Origin of the sequence: Amycolatopsis sp. CA-126428 (assembly GCF_002904335.1) — a bacterium.
GTDB lineage: Bacteria > Actinomycetota > Actinomycetes > Mycobacteriales > Pseudonocardiaceae > Amycolatopsis.
This window is the reverse complement of the sequence record NZ_PPHF01000152.1, coordinates 94616-117459: the sequence shown is the minus strand read 5'-3', so window position 1 is coordinate 117459 and position 22844 is coordinate 94616. Positions and strand designations below refer to the sequence as shown.

The 22844-nt window shown below is 71.7% G+C and carries 23 protein-coding genes; 4 read left to right on the top strand and 19 right to left on the bottom strand.

What is annotated here, in order from left to right:
* Positions 1 to 20 precede the first annotated feature (20 nt).
* The 8 genes from tsaE to glmS are packed head-to-tail and all read right to left on the bottom strand — an operon-like array spanning position 21 to position 9467.
* Positions 21 to 485 carry a tRNA (adenosine(37)-N6)-threonylcarbamoyltransferase complex ATPase subunit type 1 TsaE gene (gene tsaE, locus C2L58_RS37980; protein WP_199191641.1) on the bottom strand — a complete coding sequence of 155 codons (465 nt, stop codon included), beginning with the start codon at positions 483 to 485 and terminating at the stop codon, positions 21 to 23.
* Positions 482 to 1579: an alpha/beta fold hydrolase gene (locus tag C2L58_RS37975; RefSeq protein ID WP_199191640.1), complete on the bottom strand. Its 1098-nt coding sequence runs from the start codon at positions 1577 to 1579 to the stop codon at positions 482 to 484. Before C2L58_RS37975 ends, tsaE begins: the two co-directional genes overlap by 4 nt.
* Positions 1576 to 2706, bottom strand: coding sequence for an alanine racemase (alr, locus tag C2L58_RS37970; protein WP_103342451.1), 1131 nt, complete (start codon positions 2704 to 2706; stop codon positions 1576 to 1578). Before alr ends, C2L58_RS37975 begins: the two co-directional genes overlap by 4 nt.
* A 29-nt stretch (positions 2707 to 2735) precedes the next feature.
* Positions 2736 to 3824 (bottom strand): ABC transporter ATP-binding protein, encoded by a 1089-nt coding sequence (locus tag C2L58_RS37965; protein WP_103342450.1) that lies wholly within the window; start codon positions 3822 to 3824, stop codon positions 2736 to 2738.
* 3 nt (positions 3825 to 3827) lie between these two features.
* Positions 3828 to 5258: a xylulokinase gene (gene xylB, locus C2L58_RS37960; RefSeq protein ID WP_103342449.1), complete on the bottom strand. Its 1431-nt coding sequence runs from the start codon at positions 5256 to 5258 to the stop codon at positions 3828 to 3830.
* Positions 5248 to 6093, bottom strand: coding sequence for a DeoR/GlpR family DNA-binding transcription regulator (locus C2L58_RS37955; RefSeq protein WP_103342448.1), 846 nt, complete (start codon positions 6091 to 6093; stop codon positions 5248 to 5250). The genes xylB and C2L58_RS37955 overlap by 11 nt, the downstream gene beginning before the upstream one ends.
* 56 nt (positions 6094 to 6149) lie before the next feature.
* The gene (locus tag C2L58_RS37950; protein WP_103342447.1) at positions 6150 to 7589 is read right to left on the bottom strand and encodes an NAD(P)H-hydrate dehydratase; all 1440 of its coding nucleotides are present in this window, start codon (positions 7587 to 7589) and stop codon (positions 6150 to 6152) included.
* Positions 7590 to 7604: 15 nt separating this feature from the next.
* On the bottom strand, positions 7605 to 9467 hold the full coding sequence (gene glmS / locus C2L58_RS37945; protein ID WP_103342497.1) for a glutamine--fructose-6-phosphate transaminase (isomerizing): 1863 nt from the start codon (positions 9465 to 9467) through the stop codon (positions 7605 to 7607).
* 340 nt (positions 9468 to 9807) lie between these two features.
* Here glmS and C2L58_RS37940 point away from each other — a divergent pair, with 340 nt between their 5' ends.
* Positions 9808 to 10632 (top strand): dienelactone hydrolase family protein, encoded by an 825-nt coding sequence (locus C2L58_RS37940; protein WP_103342446.1) that lies wholly within the window; start codon positions 9808 to 9810, stop codon positions 10630 to 10632.
* A gap of 19 nt (positions 10633 to 10651) precedes the next feature.
* Here C2L58_RS37940 and C2L58_RS37935 read toward each other — a convergent pair whose 3' ends face one another.
* The 5 genes from C2L58_RS37935 to C2L58_RS37915 form a co-directional block, all read right to left on the bottom strand.
* Positions 10652 to 11119 carry a hypothetical protein gene (locus tag C2L58_RS37935; protein WP_103342445.1) on the bottom strand — a complete coding sequence of 156 codons (468 nt, stop codon included), beginning with the start codon at positions 11117 to 11119 and terminating at the stop codon, positions 10652 to 10654.
* 96 nt (positions 11120 to 11215) lie between these two features.
* Positions 11216 to 13786, bottom strand: coding sequence for a WXG100 family type VII secretion target (locus C2L58_RS37930; protein WP_103342444.1), 2571 nt, complete (start codon positions 13784 to 13786; stop codon positions 11216 to 11218).
* Entirely contained in the window at positions 13786 to 14100 is a 315-nt protein-coding gene (locus C2L58_RS37925; RefSeq protein ID WP_233226169.1) for a hypothetical protein, read from the bottom strand. The genes C2L58_RS37930 and C2L58_RS37925 overlap by 1 nt, the downstream gene beginning before the upstream one ends.
* A gap of 154 nt (positions 14101 to 14254) precedes the next feature.
* Positions 14255 to 14515, bottom strand: coding sequence for an acyl carrier protein (locus tag C2L58_RS37920; RefSeq protein WP_103342443.1), 261 nt, complete (start codon positions 14513 to 14515; stop codon positions 14255 to 14257).
* Positions 14508 to 16046, bottom strand: coding sequence for a fatty acyl-AMP ligase (locus C2L58_RS37915; protein WP_103342442.1), 1539 nt, complete (start codon positions 16044 to 16046; stop codon positions 14508 to 14510). The genes C2L58_RS37920 and C2L58_RS37915 overlap by 8 nt, the downstream gene beginning before the upstream one ends.
* Positions 16047 to 16076: 30 nt before the next feature.
* Here C2L58_RS37915 and C2L58_RS37910 point away from each other — a divergent pair, with 30 nt between their 5' ends.
* Positions 16077 to 16961, top strand: a complete 885-nt coding sequence (locus C2L58_RS37910; protein ID WP_103342441.1) for a cytochrome P450 — start codon at positions 16077 to 16079, stop codon at positions 16959 to 16961.
* 35 nt (positions 16962 to 16996) lie between these two features.
* Here C2L58_RS37910 and glmM read toward each other — a convergent pair whose 3' ends face one another.
* The 3 genes from glmM to rplM all read right to left on the bottom strand — a co-directional run bounded on the left by glmM (position 16997) and on the right by rplM (position 19568).
* Entirely contained in the window at positions 16997 to 18331 is a 1335-nt protein-coding gene (gene glmM, locus C2L58_RS37905) for a phosphoglucosamine mutase (RefSeq protein WP_103342440.1), read from the bottom strand.
* A 185-nt stretch (positions 18332 to 18516) separates the two neighbouring features.
* Positions 18517 to 19101 (bottom strand): 30S ribosomal protein S9, encoded by a 585-nt coding sequence (gene rpsI / locus C2L58_RS37900; protein WP_103342439.1) that lies wholly within the window; start codon positions 19099 to 19101, stop codon positions 18517 to 18519.
* A 14-nt stretch (positions 19102 to 19115) separates the two neighbouring features.
* Positions 19116 to 19568: a 50S ribosomal protein L13 gene (gene rplM / locus C2L58_RS37895; protein WP_103342438.1), complete on the bottom strand. Its 453-nt coding sequence runs from the start codon at positions 19566 to 19568 to the stop codon at positions 19116 to 19118.
* A gap of 261 nt (positions 19569 to 19829) precedes the next feature.
* Here rplM and C2L58_RS37890 point away from each other — a divergent pair, with 261 nt between their 5' ends.
* Complete coding sequence (locus C2L58_RS37890; RefSeq protein ID WP_103342437.1) at positions 19830 to 20723, top strand: hypothetical protein; 894 nt, start codon at positions 19830 to 19832, stop codon at positions 20721 to 20723.
* Between the two features lie 29 nt (positions 20724 to 20752).
* Positions 20753 to 21469, top strand: coding sequence for a DUF4333 domain-containing protein (locus C2L58_RS37885; RefSeq protein WP_103342436.1), 717 nt, complete (start codon positions 20753 to 20755; stop codon positions 21467 to 21469).
* Positions 21470 to 21562: 93 nt separating this feature from the next.
* On the opposite strand, the gene C2L58_RS37880 is transcribed toward C2L58_RS37885, so the two are convergent.
* The 3 genes from C2L58_RS37880 to C2L58_RS37870 all read right to left on the bottom strand — a co-directional run bounded on the left by C2L58_RS37880 (position 21563) and on the right by C2L58_RS37870 (position 22843).
* Complete coding sequence (locus C2L58_RS37880) at positions 21563 to 21856, bottom strand: WXG100 family type VII secretion target (RefSeq protein WP_103342435.1); 294 nt, start codon at positions 21854 to 21856, stop codon at positions 21563 to 21565.
* 57 nt (positions 21857 to 21913) lie between these two features.
* Entirely contained in the window at positions 21914 to 22240 is a 327-nt protein-coding gene (locus tag C2L58_RS37875) for a WXG100 family type VII secretion target (protein ID WP_103342434.1), read from the bottom strand.
* A gap of 255 nt (positions 22241 to 22495) precedes the next feature.
* Positions 22496 to 22843 carry a hypothetical protein gene (locus C2L58_RS37870; RefSeq protein ID WP_103342433.1) on the bottom strand — a complete coding sequence of 116 codons (348 nt, stop codon included), beginning with the start codon at positions 22841 to 22843 and terminating at the stop codon, positions 22496 to 22498.
* Between the last annotated feature and the right edge of the window lies 1 nt (position 22844).

The window sequence follows — 22844 nt, the reverse complement described above, 5'->3', positions numbered from 1 at the left end:
GTTAGAACCCTCCTTACCACTCACGACATCTCGGCGAGCTCCGGAGTGCGGTCGGTCCAGGTGCCGTGCGGTTCGAGGGTGATCTCGCGGACGTCGTCCTCGCGGCGGTCCAGCCGGACCACCAGGTAATCCGAAGACAGGCGCTCGGCCGAGCCTTCGCCCCACTCGACCACGATGGCCGAGCGCTCGAGGTCCGTGTCCAGGTCCAGGTCGTCCAGCTGCGAAAGGTCGCCGCCCAGGCGGTACGCGTCCACGTGCACCAAGGGCACGCCAAGAGCGCCCGCCGGGTGGACGCGGGCCAGCACGAACGTCGGGGAGCTCACCCGGCCGCCGACGCCCAGGCCGTCCGCGATGCCGCGGGTCAGCGTCGTCTTGCCCGCGCCGAGGGGACCCGCCAGCAGCACGAGGTCACCCGCGCGCAGGGATCGGCCGAGGGACCGCCCGAACTCCATCGTGTCTTCGGGGGTCGGGAACACGAAACTCAACGCTGCCACCACCAGGTTCGCCGGGACGAGGATTCGCCGTCCACACCGGAACAGCGTTGCAGGAGATCGATCAGATGGCTGTTCACCAGCTCGGGCTGTTCGAGCAGCACCATGTGCCCGGCGCCGCGGACGCGCACCAGCTCGGCGTCGGGCAGCTCGGAGGCGATCCGCTCGGCGTGCGAGAACGGCGTGAACCGGTCCGAATCGCCGCCGATGACCAGCACTTGCGCGTGCTTCAGGCCGGCCAGCGCGGCGTAGCGGTTGTGGCTGCCGAGGGTGTCAATGAAGTTGACGAGCCCGCGCACCGGCGTCACTTCCAGCATCTCGAGCATGAAGTCGACGAGCCGCGGCGCGACGTCGCGGCTGCCGAACGCCAGCCGGCGCACGGCTTGGCGCGTCAGCTGGCCGCCCGCCGCGCGGACGAACTCCACCAGCCCCGGCTGCCACCCGGCGAGCCCACCGGCGGCCCGCGTCAGCGGGTTGTACTTCGAGAGCAGTGAACGCGGCAACCCGCGTGCGCCGACTTCGCCCGCCGCCGTCGCGATGAAGGCGACCCCTTCCACCCGCTCTTCGAACAGCGAAGGGAACTCGGCGGCCAGCTCCATGATCACCATGCCGCCCATCGAGTGCCCCATCAGCACGATGGGCCCCTCCGGCACCACGGACCGCAGCACGCAGTCCAGGTCCCGGGCCAGCTGTTCGATGGTCGACGTCTCGGTCGAAGCCGCGCCGGACAGCCCGTGGCTGCGGTGGTCGTAGTACACCTGACGCACGCGAGGCAGCCGGAGCGACGCGAGGTCACGACGCTGGAAGTGCCAGCAGCGCCGCGAAAGCGCGAAGCCGTGGACCCCCACGACGGTCAGTTCCGGTTCGCCGCCGTCCTCCGGGTCGATCTCCTCGACCGAAAGCGGCGTGCCGTCCTCGGCCGCGACCGTGGAAGTGCGGTCCGGCTTCAGCTCCCCCAACGGCTCGTCCACGTACGGATCCTCACTGTACCGCCGCTGCTGGGCGGCGACCGCGATGGCGGCGGCGGTCCCGGTGGCCAGGGCCCCGACCCCGCCGGCGATGGCCAGCAATCGTCGTGAAGGAGTCACGAGCTTTCCCCCAGATACCGGCGCCGCACCCGCGGCCGGTACATCGAGGTCACGATCTCGTAGTCGATGGTGCCCAGCTTGTCGGCCCATTCCCGGGCGGTCGGCTCGCCGTGCGCGCCGGCGCCGAAGAGGACGACCTCGTCGCCGACGGACGGCTCGTAGTCACCGCAGTCGACCACCAGCTGGTCCATGCAGACGCGCCCGGCGACCGGCCGCCGCTGCCCGCCGAGGAGTACGTCCATGCGCCCGGACAGCGACCGCGGGACGCCGTCGGCGTACCCGGCCGGGACGAGCGCCAGGTTCGTGTCCCGCGAAGCGGTCCAGGTGTGCCCGTAGGACACCGATTCCCCGGCCTCGATCCGCTTGACCAGCGCGACGGCCGACCGGAACGTCATGGCCGGGCGCAGGTCTTCCGGCTGCGGCACCGGGTTCAGCCCGTACATCGCGATGCCGGGCCGGACGATGTCGAAGTGCAGGTCGGGCCGGGTGAGCAGGGCCGCGGAGTTCGCCAGGTGCCGCATGGGGTCGAGCCCGGCGGCGCGGGCGGTGTCGTAGGCGTCGGCGAAGCGCTTGGCCTGCAGGTCGGTCGCCGGGTGGTCCGGCTCGTCGGCACACGCGAGGTGGGACCAGATCGCGACGACCTCGACCCGCGGTTCGGCGGCCGCCGCTTCGACCAGTTCGGCCCACGCGGCGGGCGGGCAGCCGTTGCGCGAGAGCCCGGTGTCGATTTTGAGGTGCACACGCGCCGGGATACCCGGTTTCGCCGCGGCCGCGATGCGGCGAAGCTCACCCAGCGAGCTGGCGGCGAGGTCGATGTCGTTTTCGACGCCCGGCGCGAAGTCGACGTCGGGGGTGTCCAGCCAGCTGAACAGCCGGGTCTTGAGGCCGGCTTCGCGCAGGGCGAGAGCCTCGCCGAGCGAGCAGGTGCCCAGCCAGGTGGCCCCGGCCTCGACCGCGGCGCGCGCCACCGGCAGCGCGCCGTGGCCGTAGGCGTCGGCTTTGACCACGGCCATCACCTCGGCGCCGGGCGCGCGGGCGCCCAGCAGGGTGAGGTTGTGGCGGATCGCGTCGAGGTCGATGTCGACCTGCGCGCGCGGGCTGCAGTCATGGGAAAAACTGGGAGTCATAGCGCCTCCCAGTTTCCCATGACCCGAGGTCAGGGCAGGCGCAGCCCGGACGTGGCCGAGAACACGTGCAGCTCGTCGGGGCGGATCCGCAGGTGCAGGGTGTCGCCCATGGCCGGCGGCGTGCGCGGGTCGACCCGGGCGACGACGTTGGACTTGTTGTCGGCCGCGTCGGTCTCGGCGAGCTTGCCGTAGACGTAGGCGTCCGAGCCGAGCTCCTCGACCAGCTCCACCTTGATCGGCAGGGTGCCGTCACCGGTGGCGACCTCGAGGGCCTCCGGCCGGAAGCCGAGGGTCACGGTGTCGCCGTCGGCCGCCGCGATGGTCTCGCGGGTCAGCGGCACGCGCGCCCCACCGACCTCGGCGCCGTCCGCCGTCAGCTTCGCGGTGACGAGGTTCATCGCCGGCGAGCCGATGAACCCGGCGACGAAAGCGTTTGCGGGCCGGTCGTACAGCGCGCGCGGGGTGTCGCACTGCATGAGCAGGCCGTCCGAGAGCACCGCGACGCGGTCACCCATCGTCATGGCCTCGACCTGGTCGTGCGTGACGTACACCGTCGTGACGCCAAGGCGGCGCTGGAGCGCGGCGATCTGCGTACGCGTCGACACCCGCAGCTTGGCGTCGAGGTTCGACAGCGGCTCGTCCATCAGGAAGACCTGCGGCTCGCGGACGATCGCGCGGCCCATCGCGACGCGCTGGCGCTGACCGCCGGAGAGCGCCTTCGGCTTGCGGTCGAGGTAGTCCACGATGTCCAGCAGCTTCGCCGCCTCGAGGACCTTCTGCTTGATCTCGGACGCGGGCCGCCCGGCGATCTTCAGCGCGAAGCCCATGTTCTGCGCGACCGTCATGTGCGGGTACAGCGCGTAGTTCTGGAACACCATCGCGATGTCACGCGAGCGCGGCGGCAGCTGGGTGACGTCGCGGTCGCCGATCCAGACCGCGCCGTCGTCGATGTCCTCGAGGCCGGCCAGCATGCGCAGGCTGGTCGACTTGCCGCAGCCGGACGGGCCGACCAGCACGAGGAACTCGCCGTCGGCGATCTCCAGGTCCAGCGCGTCGACCGCGGGGCGCTCCGAGCCGGCGTAGCGCCGGGTCGCCTTGTCGTAGGTGATGGAAGCCATCGGTCAGTCCTCTCCGAGATTCCGCCGGACCCCGTAAGCCGCTTCGCGGGCTTCGAGGTGGCGCTGCTGGATCCGGTGGCCCTCGGCGCGCTGCGCCTCGGTCGGCTCGTCCAGCTCGAGCCGGAGCTTGTGGTTTTCCTGCCAGGACGGCGGTTCCGCACCGGAGGCCGCCGCCCAGGCCGCTTGCCGGGCCGCGCCGAGCGCGACGTACTCGGCGACTTCGGGCAGCTGCACGGGCACGCCGAACACCAGCGGCGCGACCGCGCGGACGGCCCGCGACTGCGCGCCCCCGCCGATCAGCAGCACCCGCTGGACGTCGAGGCCGTGCGCGCGGACCGCGTCGAGACCGGCGGCCAGGCCGCAGAGCATGCCTTCGACGGCGCTGCGCGCGAGGTTCGCCGGGGTCATGTTGTCCCTGGTCAGCCCGGTCAGCGAGCCGGTGGCGCCGGGCAGGTTCGGGGTGCGCTCGCCGTCCAGGTACGGCAGGAACGTCAGCCCGCCGGCCCCCGGCTCGGCGGTCAGGGCGAGGCGGTCGAACTCGCTCAGCGTCGCGCCGAGCATCGCGGCCGTCGCGGTGAGGACGCGGGCGGCGTTAAGAGTGCAGGCGAGCGGGAGGAAGCGGCCGGTGGCGTCGGCGAACCCGGCGACTTCGCCACTGACGTCGGCCGCGCCGGTCTCGGCGACGCCGAACACGGTGCCGCTGGTGCCGAGCGAGACGACGGCGTCGCCGGGCTGGAGTTCCAGCCCGAGCGCGGCGGCCATGTTGTCGCCGGTGCCGGCGGAGACGAGCACGCCGTCCGGGGTGTGGCCGGCGGCGTCGGCCGGGCCGAGCACGGCCGGCAGCTCCGGCGTCCGGCCGCCGAAGGCGTGGCTCAGGATGTCGAGGCGGTAGGCGTTGTCGGACGGCGAGAAGTAGCCGGTGCCGGACGCGTCACCGCGGTCGGTGACCGGGTCGCCGCCGGTGAGCTTCCAGGTCAGCCAGTCGTGCGGGAGCAGCACGCGCGCGACGCGGTCGGCGAGCTTCGGCTCGTTCTCGGCCAGCCAGCGCAGCTTCGTGACGGTGAAGCTGGCGACCGGCACCGAGCCGACGGACTTCGCCCAGGCCGACGGCCCGCCGAGCTCCTCGATCAGGTCGAGGGCGGCCTGCGCGGAGCGGGTGTCGTTCCAGAGCAGCGCCGGCCGGACCACGTCGTTGTCTTCGTCCAGCGTGACCATGCCGTGCTGCTGGCCGCCGACGCCGATGGCCGTGACGCCGTCGAGCAGGCCGTTCGTGGCTTCCTTGAAGGCGTCCCACCAGGCGGCGGGGGCGACCTCGGTGCCGTCGGGGTGCGGCGCGCGACCGGTGCGGACGATTTCGCCGGTGACGGCGTCACACACGACGACCTTGGTCGACTGGGTGGACGAGTCGATGCCGGCGACCAGTTCAGCTGTCATAGGGCTGCCCCTCTGCGACGTGTTCGACGATCTCGATCGCGGTGCCCGCGTTCAACGCGGCCTCGATCTCCTCGGTGGGCGTGGCCTGGCCCGTGATCAGCAGGTCGTAGTCCCCGACGTCACCGTGCGCGTAGGTGGCGGTGCGGCCGAACTTCGAGTGGTCGACGACGAGGACCGTCTGGTTCGCGACCCGCAGGGCGGCCTTTTTGAGCTCGGCGTAGTCGCGATCGGGGTGGAACAGCCGCCCGACGGCGACGGCGGTGACCGACACGAACGAGACGTCGGCGCGGATGCTGTCGAGCAGGTTGAGGACCTCGGGCCCGGCGCAGGAGTCGTACTCGTGGCTGTAGCGGCCGCCGGCGAGGACGACCTCGACCCGGGGCCCGAGCAGCCGGGCGGCGTGCAGCGAGTTGGTGACGACGGTCAGCGCGTCGATCTCGGCGAGCCGCTTGACCAGCGGGAGGAGGGTGGTGGAGTCGTCGACGAAGACGGTCTGGCCGGGCAGCACGTGGTTCGCGGCGGCCTGGCCGAGGGCTTCTTTTTCGCCGTGGTGGAGCGTGTCGCGGAAGCGGGCGGCGCTCTCGATGGTGAGCGCCGGGTAGGCCTCGACCCTGCCGCGCAGCTTGCGCAGGAGCCGGCGTTCGGCCAGGTCGTCGAGGTCGCGGTGCATGGTCATCAGGCTGACCTTGAACTTCGACGTCAGATCGTCGATCCGGGCCTCGCCCTCCTCGATGACGTGATCGAGGATGTCCTGCCGCCGCTGCTCGACGACAGCATCGGACGGCCGGGTCTTCCGGTCCCCCGATGATGATGCAGATGCTGTGCCGCCGCTCACACGGACTTCTTACCAGATTTATCGCGCGAAGTTAACAGAGAACTCGATAAGTCTTCTCAGGACGTTAGCGAGCGGATCGACCGGATGGCCTCCGGGATCGCGTGGACCAGGCCGGACGCCGAGGTCGGCGCGTTTTGCGCCGCGATCGCCCCGGCCAGCGAGTGCACGTCGGCCGCGGCGGCGGCCGCCAGCCAGGGGTCCAACCCGGCGGCCAGGAGGGCGCCCACCAGGCCCGACAGCACGTCGCCGGAACCGGCCGTGGCCAGCCAGGCTCCTCGGGGGCGGTTCACCGCGACCCGGCCGTCCGGGGCGGCGATCACCGTGCAGTGCCCCTTCAGCAGCACCACCGCGTGGTACTTCTTCGCCGCTTCGCGCGCCGCCGTCACCCGGTCCGGGCCCGGCTTGCGGCCCATCAGCCGCTCGTACTCGCCCGCGTGCGGGGTCAGGACCAGCGGCGTGTCCGGGTCGCGGGCGTCGAGGACGTCCGGGGACTTCGCGATGATCGTCGTCGCGTCGGCGTCCGCGCAGACCGGGACGCCCTGGCCGAGGACGTACCGCAGCACATCGCGCCCGTCGGAGCCGGTGCCGATGCCCGGCCCGACCACCCACGCCTGGACCCGGCCCGCGTCGGCCACCGTGCCGGTCGCGATGACCTCCGGCCACTGCGCGCGGACGACGTCCGCCGCGTGGCCGGCGTACCGCACGAGACCCGAGGTCGCGCGGACCGCCGAGCCCGCGGCCAGCACCGCCGCGCCCGGATACGTCGCCGAACCCGCCGCGACGCCCACCACGCCCTGGCTGTACTTGTCGTCCTCCGGGCCGGGCACCGGCCAGGCCGCGGCGACGTCCACGATGTCGAGCCGCCGGAGATCGGGGTCCGTCAGGTCGAGGCCGATGTCGACCAGCACGACCTCGCCGCACCACGACGGCGCCAGCACGTGCACCGGCTTGAGCGCGCCGAACGTGACGGTGCGGGTGGCTTTGACCGCGGGCCCGTCGACCGCGCCGGTGTCCGGGTCGACGCCGCTGGGCAGGTCGACCGCCACGATCGGGGCCTCGGCCAGCTCGACCAGCCGGGCCGCGTCCGGCCGCAGCGCACCGCGGCCGGAGATGCCGACGATCCCGTCGACCACGACGTCCGCCTGGGCGATCCACTGTGGACCGTCCTCGGCGGACACCACGCGGCCCCCGGCTCGCTTCAGCGCCGCGAGCCCCTTCGCGTGCGCCTTCTCGGGCTTGAGCAGGATCGCCGTCACCGCGACCCCGCGGCGGCGCAGGAACGCCCCCGCCCACAGCGCGTCGCCGCCGTTGTCGCCCGAGCCGACCAGCAGGACCACCCGGCGGCCGGAAATCCCGCCGGTGTGGTCTTCGAGGAAGTCCGCGAGCTGCACCGACAAGCCGAACGACGCTCGCCGCATCAGCTCGCCCTCGGGCGTGACGGCGAACGCCCGCCCCTCCGCCTCGCGAATCCGTTCCGTGGTCCAGATTCCCTGCACGGCGGCAACCCCGCTTTACTCGACGGTGACGGACTTCGCCAGGTTACGCGGCTTGTCGACGTCGTACCCGCGGGCGCGGGCGATCTCCGCGGCCAGCACCTGCAGCGGCACGGTGGACACCAGCGGCTGCAGCAGCGTCGGCACCGCCGGGACCTCGATGAGCTCGTCGGCGAACGGCCGGACCGTCTCGTCGCCCTCTTCGGCGATCACGATCGTGCGGGCGCCGCGCGCCTGGATCTCGCTGATGTTCGACACGAGCTTCGAGTGCAGCACCGCGCGGCCCTTGGGCGAGGGCATCACGACGACGACCGGCAGGCCGTCTTCGATCAGCGCGATCGGGCCGTGCTTGAGCTCGCCGGCGGCGAAGCCCTCGGCGTGCATGTACGCGAGTTCCTTGAGCTTCAGCGCGCCTTCGAGCGCCACCGGGAAGCCGACGTGCCGGCCGAGGAACAGGATCGCCTTCGAGTCGGCGATCCGGCGGCCGAGATCCCGCACCTGCTCCACAGTGGACAGTACCTTTTGGACGGCCGCGGGCATGGCCTCCAGCTCGGCGTACTCGCGCGCGACCTCGTCCGGGTACTTCGTGCCGCGGGCCTGCGCCAGCGCCAGGCCGACCAGGTAGTTGGCCGCGATCTGGGCGAGGAACGCCTTCGTCGAGGCGACGCCGATCTCGGGCCCGGCGTGGGTGTAGAGGACGGCGTCGGACTCGCGCGGGATCTGCGCGCCGTTGGTGTTGCAGACGGCGAGGACGCGCGCCTTCTGCTCACGCGCGTGCCGGACCGCTTCGAGCGTGTCCGCCGTCTCGCCGGACTGGGAGACGGCGACGACCAGCGTGTCGCGGTCGAGGACCGGGTCGCGGTAGCGGAATTCCGAGGCCAGCTCGACCTCGACCGGCAGCCGCGTCCAGTGCTCGATGGCGTACTTGGCGACCAGGCCGGAGTGGTAGGCCGACCCGCAGGCGACGACGAAGACCTTGTCGACGTCCCGGAGGTCCTGGTCGGAGATGCGCTGCTCGTCGAGGATGATCCGGCCGGACTCGAAGTGCCCGCGCAGCGTGTTGGCCAGCGCTTCGGGCTGCTCCTCGATCTCCTTGAGCATGAAGTACTCGTGGCCGCCCTTCTCGGCGGCACTGAGGTCCCAGTCGACGGTGAACGGCTTGGCCTGGGCGGCGTCGCCGTGGAAGTCCAGGACGTCGTAGCCCTCGCGCGTGATGACGACGAGCTGGTCCTGGCCCAGCTCGACGGCCTCGCGGGTGTGCTCGATGAAGGCGGCGACGTCGGAGGCGACGAAGTGCTCCCCCTCGCCGACCCCGACGACCAGCGGCGACGACCGGCGCGCGGCCACGATCGTGTCCGGGTGGTCGGCGTGCGTCACGACCAGGGTGAACGCCCCTTCGAGGCGGCGGCAGACGGCGGCGACGCTGGCGGTGAAGTCGCCCTTGGTGTCGCCTTCGGTGTACGCGCGGGCCACCAGGTGGGCGGCGGTCTCGGTGTCGGTGTCGCTGGCCATCTCGACACCGTCGGCTTCGAGCTCGGCGCGGAGGGCGGCGAAGTTTTCGATGATGCCGTTGTGCACGACGGCGACGCGCTCCGAGGCGTCCCGGTGCGGGTGCGAGTTGCGGTCGATCGGCGCACCGTGGGTGGCCCAGCGGGTGTGCCCCATGCCGGCGGTGCCGCCGAAGTGCTCGCGGCCGACCTCGTCGAGCCGGCCTTCCAGGTTGGCCAGCCGGCCCGCCTTGCGCTCGACGGTCAGCGCACCGGCGCCGTCGAGGACCGCGACACCGGCGGAGTCGTAGCCGCGGTACTCCATGCGCCGGAGCCCGCCGAGGACGACGTCCAGAGCCGGGCGGTGCCCGACATATCCCACGATTCCACACACGCTCACCAGCCTAACGAGGGATATTCAGCGGGCCGACCGGGTCCGCAAACCACCCCCGACCTGCGGAAAAACGCAATACGTGGTTCGAACCAATAATACGTACCCGGAGAGTCGGCCCGCGTATCCGGAGGGTCGGTTCGCGTACCCGGAGAGTCGGCCCGCGTATCTGGAGGGTCGGCCGGTGAACCGACCGTGTGGGTACGCGGGCCGACCGTGTGGGTACGCGGGCCGACCGTGTGGGTACGCGGGCCGACCGTGTGGGTACGCCGGCCGACCGTTTGGGCGGCGCGCCGGGGCGGCGGGCGAGCCGCGGGAGGGCTCGCACAGTAGGGTTCCGGACATGGCCAGCAAGCCCAAGCAGCTGCTCGCGGAGTTGACGCACCCGGGTCCGCACGAGGTCCTGCGGGGCAACCTCGCCCTGGTCGGGCTGCCCGGCGTGGTCTTCACGCCGCGCGCCGGGCTCGGGTTGCCGGCCGTGGCCTTCGGGCACGGGTGGCTGCAGCCGCCCGATCGGTACCGGGAGCTGCTGCGGCACCTCGCCAGCTGGGGCATCGTCGCCGCCGCGCCGGCCACCCAGCGGGGGCCGCTGCCCTCGCACCGGCTGCTCGCCGCCGACCTCTTGACCACCCTCGACGTCGTCACGACCGTCCGGCTCGGCCCGGACGGCATCAGCGTCGACCCCGGCAAGCTCGGCCTCGCCGGCCACTCCACCGGCGGCGGCTCCGCTGTCCTCGCCGCGGCGCAGGACGCGCTGAGCGAGCACCCGCGGATCAAGGCCGTCGCCACCATCACCGCGGCTCAGACGCTGCCGCCGGCCAGCGAGTCGGCGAAGGCGATCACCGTCCCCGGGCTGCACCTCGCCGCCGAGGCCGATCTGGTCGCCCCCGCCTCCGCGCACGCCGAGGCCATCGCGGGCGCCTGGGGCGGTGACGACGTCCAGCTGCGGTTCCTCGGCAAGGCGTCCCACCTGGGCGTCACCGAGGGCAGGCACTGGTCGCAGCTGTTCATGCACGGCAAGCCGCACCGCAAGACGCAGCAGCTCACGCGCGCGCTGTTCACGGCCTTCTTCCTGACCCACCTGACCGGCACCGACAAGTACCGGCCCCTGCTCGAGGCGGACGTCAAGCGCGCCCCCATCGAGCGCGAAGAGGAGCCCGCCCACTGACCCGGACGGGTTCCTCTGCTCAGACCAGCCAGCTGGTGCTGGAGAAGTCGTCCTCGTCGTCGGGCTGACGCGCGTGCCGCCCCCGCTTCGGCGGCTCGGGCGCCGCCGGTGGGGGTTCCGGTGCCGGTTCCGGCCGGGGCGGGACCACCGCCGCCGCCGGGGTTCCGTAGCTCGGGGTCGGGTAGTTCGTGTAGCCGGTGTCCGCCTCTTCCTCGTGGACGCCGAACTCCATCAGCGACTCGCGGGACTTGTCGGCCAGCGTCTTCTCAGTCGCCCAGCCGCCCGCGCTCTGCTTGCGCTTGTTGAGCTCGTCCATGTGCTCGGCGTACTTCTGCGCGGCGGCCAGCTCCTTCTGCATGCCTTCGCGGGCCTGCTGCTGGGCCTCCGCGAGCCGGCGTTCGCGCAGCCCCCGCTGCTCGTCCTGCTCGCGTGCCGCCGCTTCCATCGTCGAAATCGCCGCGCGATACCGGTCTTCGGCGCTGCTCATGCGCCGGCCTCGCTGACGCTCAGCTCGGCCTGAGCGGCGAGCGCTGTGTTGAATGATTCGTTCGCAAGCTCACTCATCGGCCCTCCTCGGCCCTCGTCACCGGTCGTACCGGATCGAACGGTCACCCTCGTCGTCGAGCGAGCCGCTGATGCGGCCCTTCGCGCCACTCGTCTCGAACACGCCGCCCTCGATGCGGTACTGGCTGGGCCCGCGCTGCTGGTCGCCGCCGCCGCCGCCACCGGGCGCGCCGCCCATGCCGCCCATCATGCCCATGCCGCCCATGCCCGACATCGCGCTCGAGCTCGACGAATTCGCGGCCGCCTGGTGCATGCCGGGGTCGACCGGAGTCGCCCCGAGCCCGCCGCCGTCGGACATCGGCAGCGAAGCGTCGCTGCCCGTCTGGGCACGCGGGTCGAGCGCGACGGCGCCGGCGAAGTCCGGCGACCCGCCGCCGGTGACGGCCGAGCCGAAGTCGCTCGCGCCGGCCGTCGTGGTCGAGTCCGCGGAGCCGGCACCCGCCCCGACGCCCGCGTCGGCCGTCGCCACCGCCGGCTCGGCCCCGACGCCGACACCGCTGCCGCCTCCGCCGAGGTCACCCTCGAAGCCGCCGGGCGCGCTGAACCCGCCGCCCCCAGAGGCCGCTTCGCTGCGCGTGAAGCCCGGGTCGGGGTTGACCGGTGCGGGGTCCTTGGCCGACGGGAGCTCGGCGTTCGCGTCGTGCCGGATCTCCGCGCCCGCGCCGTCGGTCACCGGCTTGACGTCCGCCTTGAGGGCGTCCCCCTTGAGGTCCGCGGCCTTGGGGTCGTCCTTCTCGTCCAGGGTGTAGGTGGTGGGCTCGCCCTTGCCGTCGTCGACCGTCACGATCGTCGGGCCGTCCGGGCCCTCCGGCCGCTCCGCGGTGATCTTGAGGTTGCCGTCCTGGATGTGGATCTTGCCGTCCGGGCCTGGCTTGTAGGAGCCGTCGGCCGAGGGCTGGCCCTCCTTGACCCCCTGCGGCCCGAAGGCGGCCTTGTCCCCGGTGGCGGCGCCGTCCTTGCCGGCACCATCCTTGCCCGCGCCGTCCTTGCCGGCCTCGGCCTTGTCGTCGTCACCCCAGTCGAGGTGGTAGTCCTTCTTGTTGCCGTGGCCGTCGTCCACGGAGATGTCCTGCTTGCCCTCCTTGTCGGGCTCGGACATCGCGATCGTGTTGTCGCCCTTCTTGACCGACACCGTGTCCGTGTCGTCGGTGTCCTTGATGGCTTCGCCGGTCTTCGGGTCGATCGGGTACGGCTCACCGGTCGACGGGTCGACTTCGAGGGGCTTCCCGGTGATCGGGTTCTTGCCCTCTTCGGGCTTCGCGGGCTCCTCGGCCTTCGGGGGCTCGGCCGCCGACGGCGTCGTGGCGCCGCTCCCGGTGCTGCCCGTGCTCCCGGATCCGGTGCTGCCCGTGCTGCCGGTGCCGGTGCTCCCCGTGTTCCCGCTGTTGCCGCTGTTGCCGGTGTTCCCCGTGTTGCCGGTGTTCCCCGTCTTGTCGCCGCCGCCTTCGTTCTTGGCCTCGGTCAGCTGGTTGCGGTAGCCGTCCATGTACCGTGCCAGCGCACCGAACTGCTGGTCGATGGTCTGCTTGGCCGCCCGGCACGAACCGTCGAACGCGGTGATCAGGCTCTTGTACTCGGTCGAAAACGCGCCGTCGCGCCAGTAGCGGCAGACGTTGCGGCCGTATTCCTTGTTCTCGTCGTTGAAGCCGCAGTCGTCGTTCTGCAGGCGCTCGGCGAGGTTCGACGGGTTGCCGTTCTTCGCGTTGACGGCGTCGATCCAGCCGGCGACCTTCATGAAGTCGTCGAATTCCCCGGTGTCGCCGTTGGCGATCTTGAGGACGTCCTTGGCCATCGGGATGTCCGCCTCGGCGATCACCGGGCGGTGCAGCTGCAGGACCTCGTCGACCTTCTTCTTGACCGCGGTGAAGACCTGCGTCACGGTCTGCGGGATCAGCTTCGCCGCCCCGTCGATCTGCTGCGACAGCTCCTTGGCGTGCGGCTTGATCGTCTCGTCGTACTTGATCTCCGCGGCGTTGGCGCCCTTGCCCTTCCACTCGCCGAAGAGGGTCTGGAGCTCGGTGTCGCTCTTGCCGAGGGTGTCCTCGACGACCTTGTGCGCCTTGCCGAGGTCGTCGGCGTCGCTCAGGAACTTCTGGTACTGGATCCCGCGGTTCTCGTGGAACTTGTCCTTGAGGTCCGTCTGGGAGTTCTTCTTCTCGCTCTCGCCGCCCTTGATCTGGTTCCAGACCTCGTCGGTCCACTTCGCCAGCAGGTCGACCGCGACATTGCCCTGGTCGAGCTGTTCGTCGGAACTCTTCGCGCCGACCCCCAGCGTCGGTGTGGCGATTCCGTCGAGGTTCTTCTTCGCCTGGTCACGCTCGGCGGTCTGCCGCTGGTGTTCCTGGTTCTTGGCCGCGGATTCCTGCTGGGCTTCCTTCAGCGCTTCGTCGACGTCGGAGGACGAACCCGGCAGCCAGTCGTTGGTGGGGTTCCAGCCGGAGTAGTCCTCGATGTACTTCTTCGCGTATTCCTCTTCTTCCGCGTTGAAGTTGAACGTGTCCTCGCCGTATTCGTCCATCAGCTTGGACTTGGCGGCCATGGAGACGTTCGGGTCGTCGAGGACCTTCTTGATCTCAGCCCATTCGGCCATCAGCGGTTACCCCCGGCCTGGTTCGCCGTCGCGCCGGCGTTCGCTTCCTGCGTGGTGTACTTGCCGCCCGCGGTCCCGATTCCGCCGCCGAGGTTCATCAGGGCGTTCGACAACCCCGTCAGGCCCGCGCCGATCTCGTCCATCCCGGCCTTGTACTTGCCGAAGCTCTCCTGGTGCACGCGGCCGAAGTCCACGGCGACGATCTCCGTCGGCGCGACCTTCTTGGCCTCGGCCGCCGGGTCGTCGGCGACGTCCGCCAAGCGGATCTGCGCCCGCGTCATCGCCTCCGAACTCGCTTCATACCCGTTCGGCATGGTCGCTGCCCCCTTCGATCCCCACAGGTCCCTACTGACGTTCCGGGACTGTGACGCGCCCGGACACCGTTCGGTGCCGTCGCAGATGCACACAGAGTCTAGCGGTCGGCCGGGCGGCGGACCTGGGCTTCCGCCAACTGCACCCGGCCGGGACCTACCCGCCGGCGCGCTGCGCCGCGACCGCCTCGGAGATCACCTCGGCGACGCCGCGGATGTCCACCAGCCGGTCGAGCTCGTCGAGGTCGACCGAGACGCCGTAGTTCACCTCGACCCGCGCCAGCAGCTGGATCCGCTGGCGGGACGTCATGCCGAGGTCGTCGAACGGCGTCGTGTCGGCGAGCCGCTCGGGCGGGATCTCCAGCGCGAAGCTGATGATCCGCCGGATCTCGTCGACGTAGGTGCCCGGGTCAGCCATGCCGCTCATTCTCGTCCCACCAGCGCTCGCGGGCGGCGGTGCGGGACACCTTGCCGCTGGTGGTCCGCGGCACCTCGCCCGGCCGCACCAGCCACAGGGCGCGCAGCGGCAGGTCGTGGGCCGCCGAGACGGCCCGCCGCACGGCCGTCTCGACCGAGGCGTCCGGCGCGGTGCACCCGGCCACGACCGCGACGCCTTCGCCGTGGCCGTCCCGCACGGCGAACGCGGCGACGCGCCGGATGCCGGGGTGCGCGGCCTCGACGGTGGCTTCGATGTCCTGCGGGTGGTGGTTGCGGCCGTCGACGATGATCAGGTCCTTGAGCCGTCCGGTGACGTAGAGCTCGCCGTCGTGGACGAAGCCGAGGTCGCCGGTGCGCAGCCAGCCGCCGGGGGCGATGACGTCGTCCCGCCCCCAGTAGCCGTCGGCGACGTTGGGCCCGGACACCTGGATCTCTTTGTCGACAATGCGGATCCGCTGGCCGTACGGCCGCCCGACCGACACGCGCGGCTCGCCGTCGAACGTCCGCACGGTGGGCCCTTCGGCGCCCGCGCTCGTGACGAACACCGTCGCCTCGGCCAGCCCGTAACACGGCTTGTGCGCGGCCCGCGGCAGCCCGAAGGGGGCGAAGGCCCGCGCGAAGGCCTCGACGGTGGCCGCGCGGACCGGCTCGCTGCCGTTGAGCACCGAGTTCACCCGCGAGAGGTCGACGGCTTCGAGGTCCCCCGCCGCTTCCGCGGCCAGGTCGAAGGCGAAGTTGGGCGCGGCACTGACGACTCCCGGCAGCTCGGCCAGCAGCCGGATCCAGCGCAGCGGGTCGCGCACGAACTCCATCGGCGTGCCGAAGACCGACCGCGAGCCGAGGAAGACCGGCGTGCCGATGAGCAGGACCAGGCCCATGTCGTGGAAGAACGGCACCCAGCCGGCCAGCGGGGTCGACGCGTCGGCGCCGTAGCACCGCGTGGTCTGCCAGCAGGCGGCCACCAGCGCGCGGTGCGAGATCACCGCGCCGGCCGGGCGGCGCGTCGAGCCGGACGTGTACTGCAGGTACGCCGGGTCGGTCATCGCCACGGCGGCGGCCGGCTCGGCGTCGCCGGGCCCGGCGTCCTCGATGTCCTCGACGGCGAACGCGGTGCCCGGCGGGACCTTGTCCAGGAAGTCCTTCGAGGTCAGGCAGGCCGCCGGGGTGGCGTCCGCGAAGGCCGCCTCGATCCGGGCGCGGCCGGTGCGGCCGGTCGGGACGGACAGCGGCACCGCGACGCGCCCCGCGTAGAGCGTCCCGAGGAAGGCGGTGACGTAGCCGAGGTCCTGCCGGGCGACGATCGCCACCCGATCACCCGGCCGGGTGACGCGCCGCAGCTCGCGGGCGACCCCGCGGACGCGGGCCAGCACCTGCGGCCAGGTCAGCGTGTGGTCGGCCGGTCCGGGGAACGTGCGGCAGGTGAACGCGGGGCGGTCCGCGGCCGCGTTGCGGAGCAGGTAGTCCGTGAACGGCGTGGCCAGGACGTCATCCGGGACGGCTGCGGGCGGCACCGCCCCATCCTGCCCTACGGTGTCGAAGCGATGGACGAGTTCGAACGGCACGGCATCGGGGTGGTCTCCGGCCGCGACGCGTGCGCGCGGGCCCTGCGGTCACCCGAGCTGACGTCGGATCCCGGCGGCGGCTCGCCCAGCGTGCTGCTGCGGGACGGCGAAGAACACACTCGCCTGCGCGCGGTGCTGCGGGAGATCATCGCCGGCCTGGAGCCGTTTCCCGCGTCCCTCCGAGCCGGGATCGAAACGACCGTGGCCGGGCTGGGGACGTCGTTCGACCTGGTGCGTGACTTCGCGCGGCCGGTGGCGGGCGCGGTGACGTCGGCGGTGCTGGGCGTGCCCCTCGACGACGTGTTCCTGGACCACCTCGAGGCGACGACGGCGAACCTCGACGTCTTCGGCGGCACCGACCGGGCGGGGCAGGTGTCGGCGTTCCGGCTGGCCGTGCAACTCAGCCGGACCCAGGCGGGGCCGGGCGGGCTGACGGCGCTGCGGGCCGCGCACGTGGCCGGGCGGGTGGACGACGACGAGCTGATGTTCAACCCGGTGGTCTTGGCGCACGCGGCGTACGAGAACTCGCTGAACTTCCTGGCCGGCGCCGGCCTGGAACTCGCGACTTCGGGTCCGCGGAGCGTGCGGGAGCTGGTGACGGCGATCTGCCCGGCCCGGTACGTCCTCCGGTTCGGCCCGGACGGCCCGGTGGCGATCTCCCTGGCCGGCGGCCTGCCGTTCGGCCTCGGCCGGCACGCGTGCCCCGGCTCCGGGGTCGCGGTGGCCGAAGGCGAGATCGCGCTCACGGCGCTGGCGAAGGTCCTCGGCCCCGGCTGCCGGGTGGACGAAGTCCGCTGGAAGACCCACCCGGTGTTCCACGGCTTGGCCTCGGCGCACGTCGTCGTGAGTGGTAAGGCGGGTTAGAACCCGCGTTACCACTCACGACAGCCGCGGCAGACTCAGGAAACCGCTGAGACGACGCCGGCCAGGCGGTCGGCCGCGGCCTGGGCGGTGGACTGCGCCGGCGCCTCGACCATCACGCGGACCAGCTGCTCGGTGCCGGACGGGCGCAGCAGCACCCGGCCCTCCTCGCCCAGCTCGGCCTCGACCTCGCCGACGGCGGTGCGGACCTCGGAGGAGCCGGCGACCGCGGCCTTGTCGGCGACCGGGACGTTGACCAGCACCTGCGGCAGGCGGTTCATCACGGCCGCCAGGTCGGCCAGGGACTTGCCCGTCTCGGCCATGCGGCTCATCATGCGCAACGCGGTCAGCAGGCCGTCGCCGGTGGTGGCGTGCGCCGGGAGCACGACGTGACCCGACTGCTCGCCGCCCAGCGCGAACCCGCCGGCCCGCAGCTCCTCCAGGACGTACCGGTCGCCCACCGCGGCCGTGACCACGGTGATGCCGTGCGCCTTCATGGCCAGGTGCAGGCCGAGGTTGCTCATCACGGTGGCGACCAGGGTGTCCTTGGTCAGCTCGCCGGACTCGGCCAGCGCGAGCGCCAGGACCGCCATGATCTGGTCGCCGTCCACCAGCTCGCCGGCGGAGTCGACGGCCACGCAGCGGTCGGCGTCGCCGTCGTGCGCGATGCCGAGGTCGGCGCCGTGGGCGACGACCGCTTCGCGCAGCTTCTCCGGGTGGTTGGAGCCGCAGTGCTGGTTGATGTTGATGCCGTCCGGGTCGGCGTGCAGCGCGACGACCTCGGCCCCGGCGCGGCGGTAGACCTCGGGCGCGGCGGCCGACGAAGCCCCGTTGGCGCAGTCGACGACCACCTTGAGCCCGGCGAGCGGGTTCGGCGTGGCGTCGAGCAGGTGGGCGGCGTAGCGGTCGAGGGCGTCTTCGACGTCTGTGACGCGCCCCACACCGGCACCCGTCGGGCGGACGGCGTCGGCGGACACGCCGGCTTCGATCTCGTCCTCGATGCCGTCGGGGAGCTTGTGCCCGCCCGCGGCGAAGAGCTTGATGCCGTTGTCGGGCATCGGGTTGTGCGACGCGGAGATCATCACGCCGAGGTCGGCCTCGAGCGCGCCGACCAGGTGGGCGACGGCCGGCGTGGGCAGCACCCCGACGCGGCGCACGTCGGCCCCGGCGGACGTGAGGCCCGCCACGACCGCGGCTTCCAGCATCTCGCCGCTGGCGCGCGGGTCGCGGCCGACGACCGCAACCGGCCGGTGCGAGCGGTCGTGCGCGGCGAGCACGCGGGCGGCACTGGCCGCCAGCGCCAGCGCGAGCTCCGGCGTCAGCTCGGCGTTGGCCAGGCCACGGACCCCGTCGGTTCCGAACAGGCGTGCCATCTGTCGACCTCCTTCTGCGACCACCACGACAACCTAGCGATCCTCGCGGACCGCGTTCCCCCACCCCGATGATGTCGCTCCGGGGCACGGAAACGACACGGTGCCCGAGGCAACCCAGAAAAACGCCGGAGCGCCCATCCGATGGACGGATGGGCGCTCCGGTGGTTCGCGCCTGGAGGGCGCGATCAGCGCTTGCTGTACTGCGGGGCCTTGCGGGCCTTCTTGAGGCCGTACTTCTTCCGCTCCGTGGCGCGCGCGTCACGGGTGAGGAAGCCGGCCTTCTTGAGGGCCGGGCGGTCGTCGGCGTCGACCTCGATGAGCGCACGGGCGATCGCCAGGCGCAGCGCGCCCGCCTGACCCGAGACGCCGCCACCGTGGAGGTTGGCGAAGATGTCGAACGAGTCCGGCTTCTCGACCAGGACCAGCGGGTCCTTGATGAGCTGCTGGTGCACCTTGTTCGGGAAGTACTCCTCGAGGGTGCGGCCGTTGAGCTTGAACTGGCCGGTACCCGGGACGACCCGCACGCGGACGACGGCTTCCTTGCGGCGGCCGACGGTCTGCGCGTTGCCGCCCGCGGCGCGCGACGGGCGCGGCGCGGCGGCGCTCTCGCTCGTGGCGACCGGGGTCTCGCTGGTCGCAGCGGGGGTTTCGCTGGTCGCGGCGGGGGTCTCGCTGGTCGCGACCGGGGTTTCGCTGGTCTCGACGGCGCCGGACTCGGTCGCCTCGGGGGCCTCGACGACCTCGGGGGTCTCGGTCTCGGTGCTGGTCACAGACTGTTCCTCACTCACTGCGCGACCTGCGCGATCTTGGTGATCTCGCGCGCCTGCGGCTGCTGCGCGGCGTGCGGGTGCTGCGAGCCGGCGTACACCTTCAGCTTCTTCGCCTGGGCGCGGCCGAGCTTGTTCTTCGGCAGCATGCCCTTGACGACCTTTTCGACAAGGTGCTCGGGCTTGGTGTCCAGCAGCTCGCCGAACGAGCGCTTCCGCAGACCGCCCGGGTAACCGCTGTGCCGGTACGCGAACTTCTGCTCGCGCTTGTTTCCGGTGAGCGCGACCTTCTCGGCGTTGACGATGATGACGAAGTCACCGGTGTCCACGTGCGGGGCGTAGGTCGGCTTGTGCTTGCCGCGCAGCAGCGTGGCGACCTCGGTCGCCAGCCGTCCGAGCACGACATCCTCGGCGTCGATCACGTGCCAGGCACGAGTGACGTCGCCGGGCTTGGGGCTGTACGTGGGCAAGGGTCTACCTCGTCGTCAACATTGCGTGTGGGTTCTGTGCGGGCCTAGCGCTTACGCGCCGCAGCGCACAACGACATATGAAGATACCCCCACGGTCACCGCACCCGCGCATGGGGGGTGGTGGAAGCGCCCATATTAGGCTCCTAGCGGCCCGGGCGCAGCCGGGACCCTACCGGATTTTCGCGCCGAAGCGCCTGCACGCACCGCCGCGGCACGCGAGGATGGGGCGATCCGGACGGCACCAGGCGAGCAGGGGACGGCATGAGCAAACGACCGACGGCGATCTTCGTCCTGGGCGCCCTGCTGGCCCTGGTCAGCGCCTGCGGCCAGGCGAAGGCGGGCACCGCGCTGCCGAAGGGCGACGACGCGGCGGACTACGTCGGCGCCAAGTTCGAGCAGGTGATCGGCAAGCTCTCCGACGCCATCACCGACACGCGCGACGTCACCAACTCGCTGGACGCCTACTTCAAGTTCGACGACAAGTGGATCCACAGCACCGTGACGTCGGCGCGCACCGGCAACCCGGAGAACCGCGCGGTGCGGCACCGGTCGCAGAAGAACCCCGACGAGATCATCGACACGTACACGCCCGCGGACGGCACGGTGGAGTACACCTACCTCGGCCCGGTGTACGTGCAGAAGGGCGTCTCGCCGACGGCGTGGGTGTCGATGCCGAAGCCGGAGGGCGGGCTGGTCGTGCCGTGCGCCTGGGGCGGGGTGCTGACGCCCTGCCGGATGGCGGACTCGGCCGTGGAGGCGTACCAGGCCGACAAGCGCGCCGTCCGCGGGGCGAAGAGCCTCGGCGACGGCAAGACCGCGCTGACGGTGAACGTGCCGTTCGGGATCTTCGTCAAGGACAAGGTCGAGATCCTGCCGCCGAGCATCACCGGCCAGATCGGGCCGGAGCTGAAGAAGGCCGCGGTCCCGGCCACCATCACGCTGAACCCGGACGGCAGCCTCGCCTCCTTCGCGATGGAGGCCAAGTTCGCCGGCGACGGCCACCAGCTCGAACTCAAGTACGAATTCCGGTTCACCGGAAAGGCGAGCCTGCAGGACATGCCGAAGCTGCCGGACGCGAGCCAGATCACGGTGCTGCCCGACCGGGCGGCGATGGACGACTTCTACCGCCGGCTCGGCGAAGCGCAAGGCAGCTGAGGCGTGCCCACGACCCGAGGTGATCTCCGATGACGCCACCGTCACCACCGTCCCAGCCACCCGGCCCGCAGCAGCCGCAGTGGTGGCAGCCGCCGACGAACCCGCCCGGCACCCCCGCGGGGTGGCCGCCGGAACAGCAGGCGACCGGCCCGCACGCCGGGCAGTGGCAGCAGAACGCCGGCCCGGGCGCGCACCCCGGCCCCGACACCACCGGGTCCCACCCCGGCCAGTGGAACCCGGGGCAGCCGTCGGGCTCGTTCTCCGGGCCGTGGCAGCCCGGGCCGCCGAACAGCGGCCCGTGGCAGCCGCCGTCCCAGCCGACGCCCCAACAGCAGCAGCCGGCTCCCGGGCCCGGGCAGCAGTACGGCGGCGGGTTCCAGCCCACGCAGTACGGCGGTCTCGGCGCTTTCGCCGTCGAGCCGCCGAAGAAGCCGAAGTCGAAGAAGCCGCTGCTGATCGCCGCCGTGGCGGTGCTGGTGCTCGCGCTGGGCGGCGGCGCGGCTTGGCTGCTGGGCGCGTTCCGCGGGGACGTCCTGGCGCAACAGTCCCTTCAGGACGGTGTGGTCAAGGTCCTGAACGAGAACTACGGCGAGCCGGACGTGAAGAACGCGCAGTGCCCGGCGAACGAAGCCGCGCGCAACGGGACGACGTTCGACTGCACGGTCACGATCGGCGGGCAGCAGAAGAAGGTGACCGTGCGGGTGCTCAACGACCGGCCCGAGTACGAGGTCGGCGCCCCGCACTGAGTTTTCCTCGCCCGCAAAAGCTCTGCTGCCCAAAAGAAAACGGCGGGCCCCGCACCGGAGTGCGGGCCCGCCGTGGTTTCCGGGGTTACCGGCTCAGAACAGGCCTTCGACGGCGCTGTCCGTCGACTGGTAGCCGTCGGCGATCTGCGGCAGGGCGGCGGCGATCTGCGCCAGAACCTGCTTCAGGTCCTCGAACTTCTGGTCCCAGTTGCGCTGGGCGGCGTCGTACTGCTCCTTGGCGGAACCGGTCCAGGTGGTGGTCAGCGGCCTCAGGTCGTCCTTGAGGCGGTCGAAAGCCTGCTGCAGCTCGCCCCCGGTCTGCGTGCAGTCATCCGCGGCCGCGCGGATGGTGGCGTAATTGACGACAATGCCGGCGCCATCAGGCATGACTTACTCCTTTTGAGCTGAAGATGCTGGGGTGGTGGGAAAGGATTCGGAAGGTGCTCAGCCGAGGGCGTCGAAGCCGCGGTTCACGGCGCCGAGGATCTCCTGCTGCTGCTGCTCGGAACGCTCGTACTTGGAGCCGGCCTCGCGGAGCAGCTCACCGATGCGCTGCAGCGCCTGGTTCATGCCACGAGCGTCCTCGTCGAAGCGCAGCATCACGTGGTCGAACGCCTTCTGCGCCTCACCCTGCCAGCCGGCGCGGGTGGCCTCGATGCGGTCGCGCAGCGTCGAGAGGTTCGTGTCCATCTGGGCCCGAACCTCGGTGACCTTGCCCTCGGCATCGGTGAACTGGGCAACTGTTCCTTGGAATCCCTGTCCGGCGCTCATACCGGTACCCCCTTCATAAGAGTGGTGGTTGTCCGTACCAAGCTTGTTCGTTCGTACGGCCCTACGACGCAGACACTGCCATGTCCGGTTCCCCCTTGTCGTGGTTTGCCCGGAAGTAGTTGCTTGCGTGAACGCCCGCACCGGGAACCGGTCGCCGCGGGTATCCGGAGAACGCCCCGAACCCGTGGCGCAGCACCCGGAAATGCGTTCCTCACCAGCGGGATTAGCACGCGCACAGCAACCGGTGGCGCGGTTTCACTGATCGCGCTGCATGATTCGCATCTGGGAAAAGTCTTCGTCGTCGTCACCCGATCGAGGGATCCGCGCCGGAAGTTGCGAACGCGAAGGAACCGGATCGGCCGCCGCGGGAACCGCCAGCCCGCGGGCGCGGCGGAATCGCTCGGCGGCCGCGCGCAGCGTGCCGGGCGTGGGGTCGCCGGACTTCGTGCCGCGCCCGCTCTGCTTCAGCAGTTCGGCGTTCTCGCCGCGCCGCCGCCGGCTGCGCGCGAGCGCGTTCCCGGTGACCCGCCGGGAATGCGTCACCGCGTCCTGCCCGATCCGCGTGAAGGACGCCGCGGCGCTTTCGAATTCTTCGGACGGCACC

Bases quoted from the DNA above. Each gene is read 5' to 3' on its own strand.
- xylB (WP_103342449.1), bottom strand. From the start codon at position 5,258: ATGACAGCTGAACTGGTCGCCGGCATCGACTCGTCCACCCAGTCGACC.
- C2L58_RS37965 (WP_103342450.1), bottom strand. From the start codon at position 3,824: ATGGCTTCCATCACCTACGACAAGGCGACCCGGCGCTACGCCGGCTCG.
- C2L58_RS37875 (WP_103342434.1), bottom strand. From the start codon at position 22,240: ATGAGCGCCGGACAGGGATTCCAAGGAACAGTTGCCCAGTTCACCGAT.
- C2L58_RS37920 (WP_103342443.1), bottom strand. From the start codon at position 14,515: ATGGCTGACCCGGGCACCTACGTCGACGAGATCCGGCGGATCATCAGC.
- C2L58_RS37940 (WP_103342446.1), top strand. From the start codon at position 9,808: ATGGCCAGCAAGCCCAAGCAGCTGCTCGCGGAGTTGACGCACCCGGGT.
- C2L58_RS37925 (WP_233226169.1), bottom strand. From the start codon at position 14,100: ATGCCGAACGGGTATGAAGCGAGTTCGGAGGCGATGACGCGGGCGCAG.
- glmM (WP_103342440.1), bottom strand. From the start codon at position 18,331: ATGGCACGCCTGTTCGGAACCGACGGGGTCCGTGGCCTGGCCAACGCC.
- C2L58_RS37935 (WP_103342445.1), bottom strand. From the start codon at position 11,119: ATGAGCAGCGCCGAAGACCGGTATCGCGCGGCGATTTCGACGATGGAA.
- C2L58_RS37885 (WP_103342436.1), top strand. From the start codon at position 20,753: ATGACGCCACCGTCACCACCGTCCCAGCCACCCGGCCCGCAGCAGCCG.
- alr (WP_103342451.1), bottom strand. From the start codon at position 2,706: ATGACTCCCAGTTTTTCCCATGACTGCAGCCCGCGCGCGCAGGTCGAC.
- C2L58_RS37910 (WP_103342441.1), top strand. From the start codon at position 16,077: ATGGACGAGTTCGAACGGCACGGCATCGGGGTGGTCTCCGGCCGCGAC.
- C2L58_RS37930 (WP_103342444.1), bottom strand. From the start codon at position 13,786: ATGGCCGAATGGGCTGAGATCAAGAAGGTCCTCGACGACCCGAACGTC.
- C2L58_RS37880 (WP_103342435.1), bottom strand. From the start codon at position 21,856: ATGCCTGATGGCGCCGGCATTGTCGTCAATTACGCCACCATCCGCGCG.
- C2L58_RS37890 (WP_103342437.1), top strand. From the start codon at position 19,830: ATGAGCAAACGACCGACGGCGATCTTCGTCCTGGGCGCCCTGCTGGCC.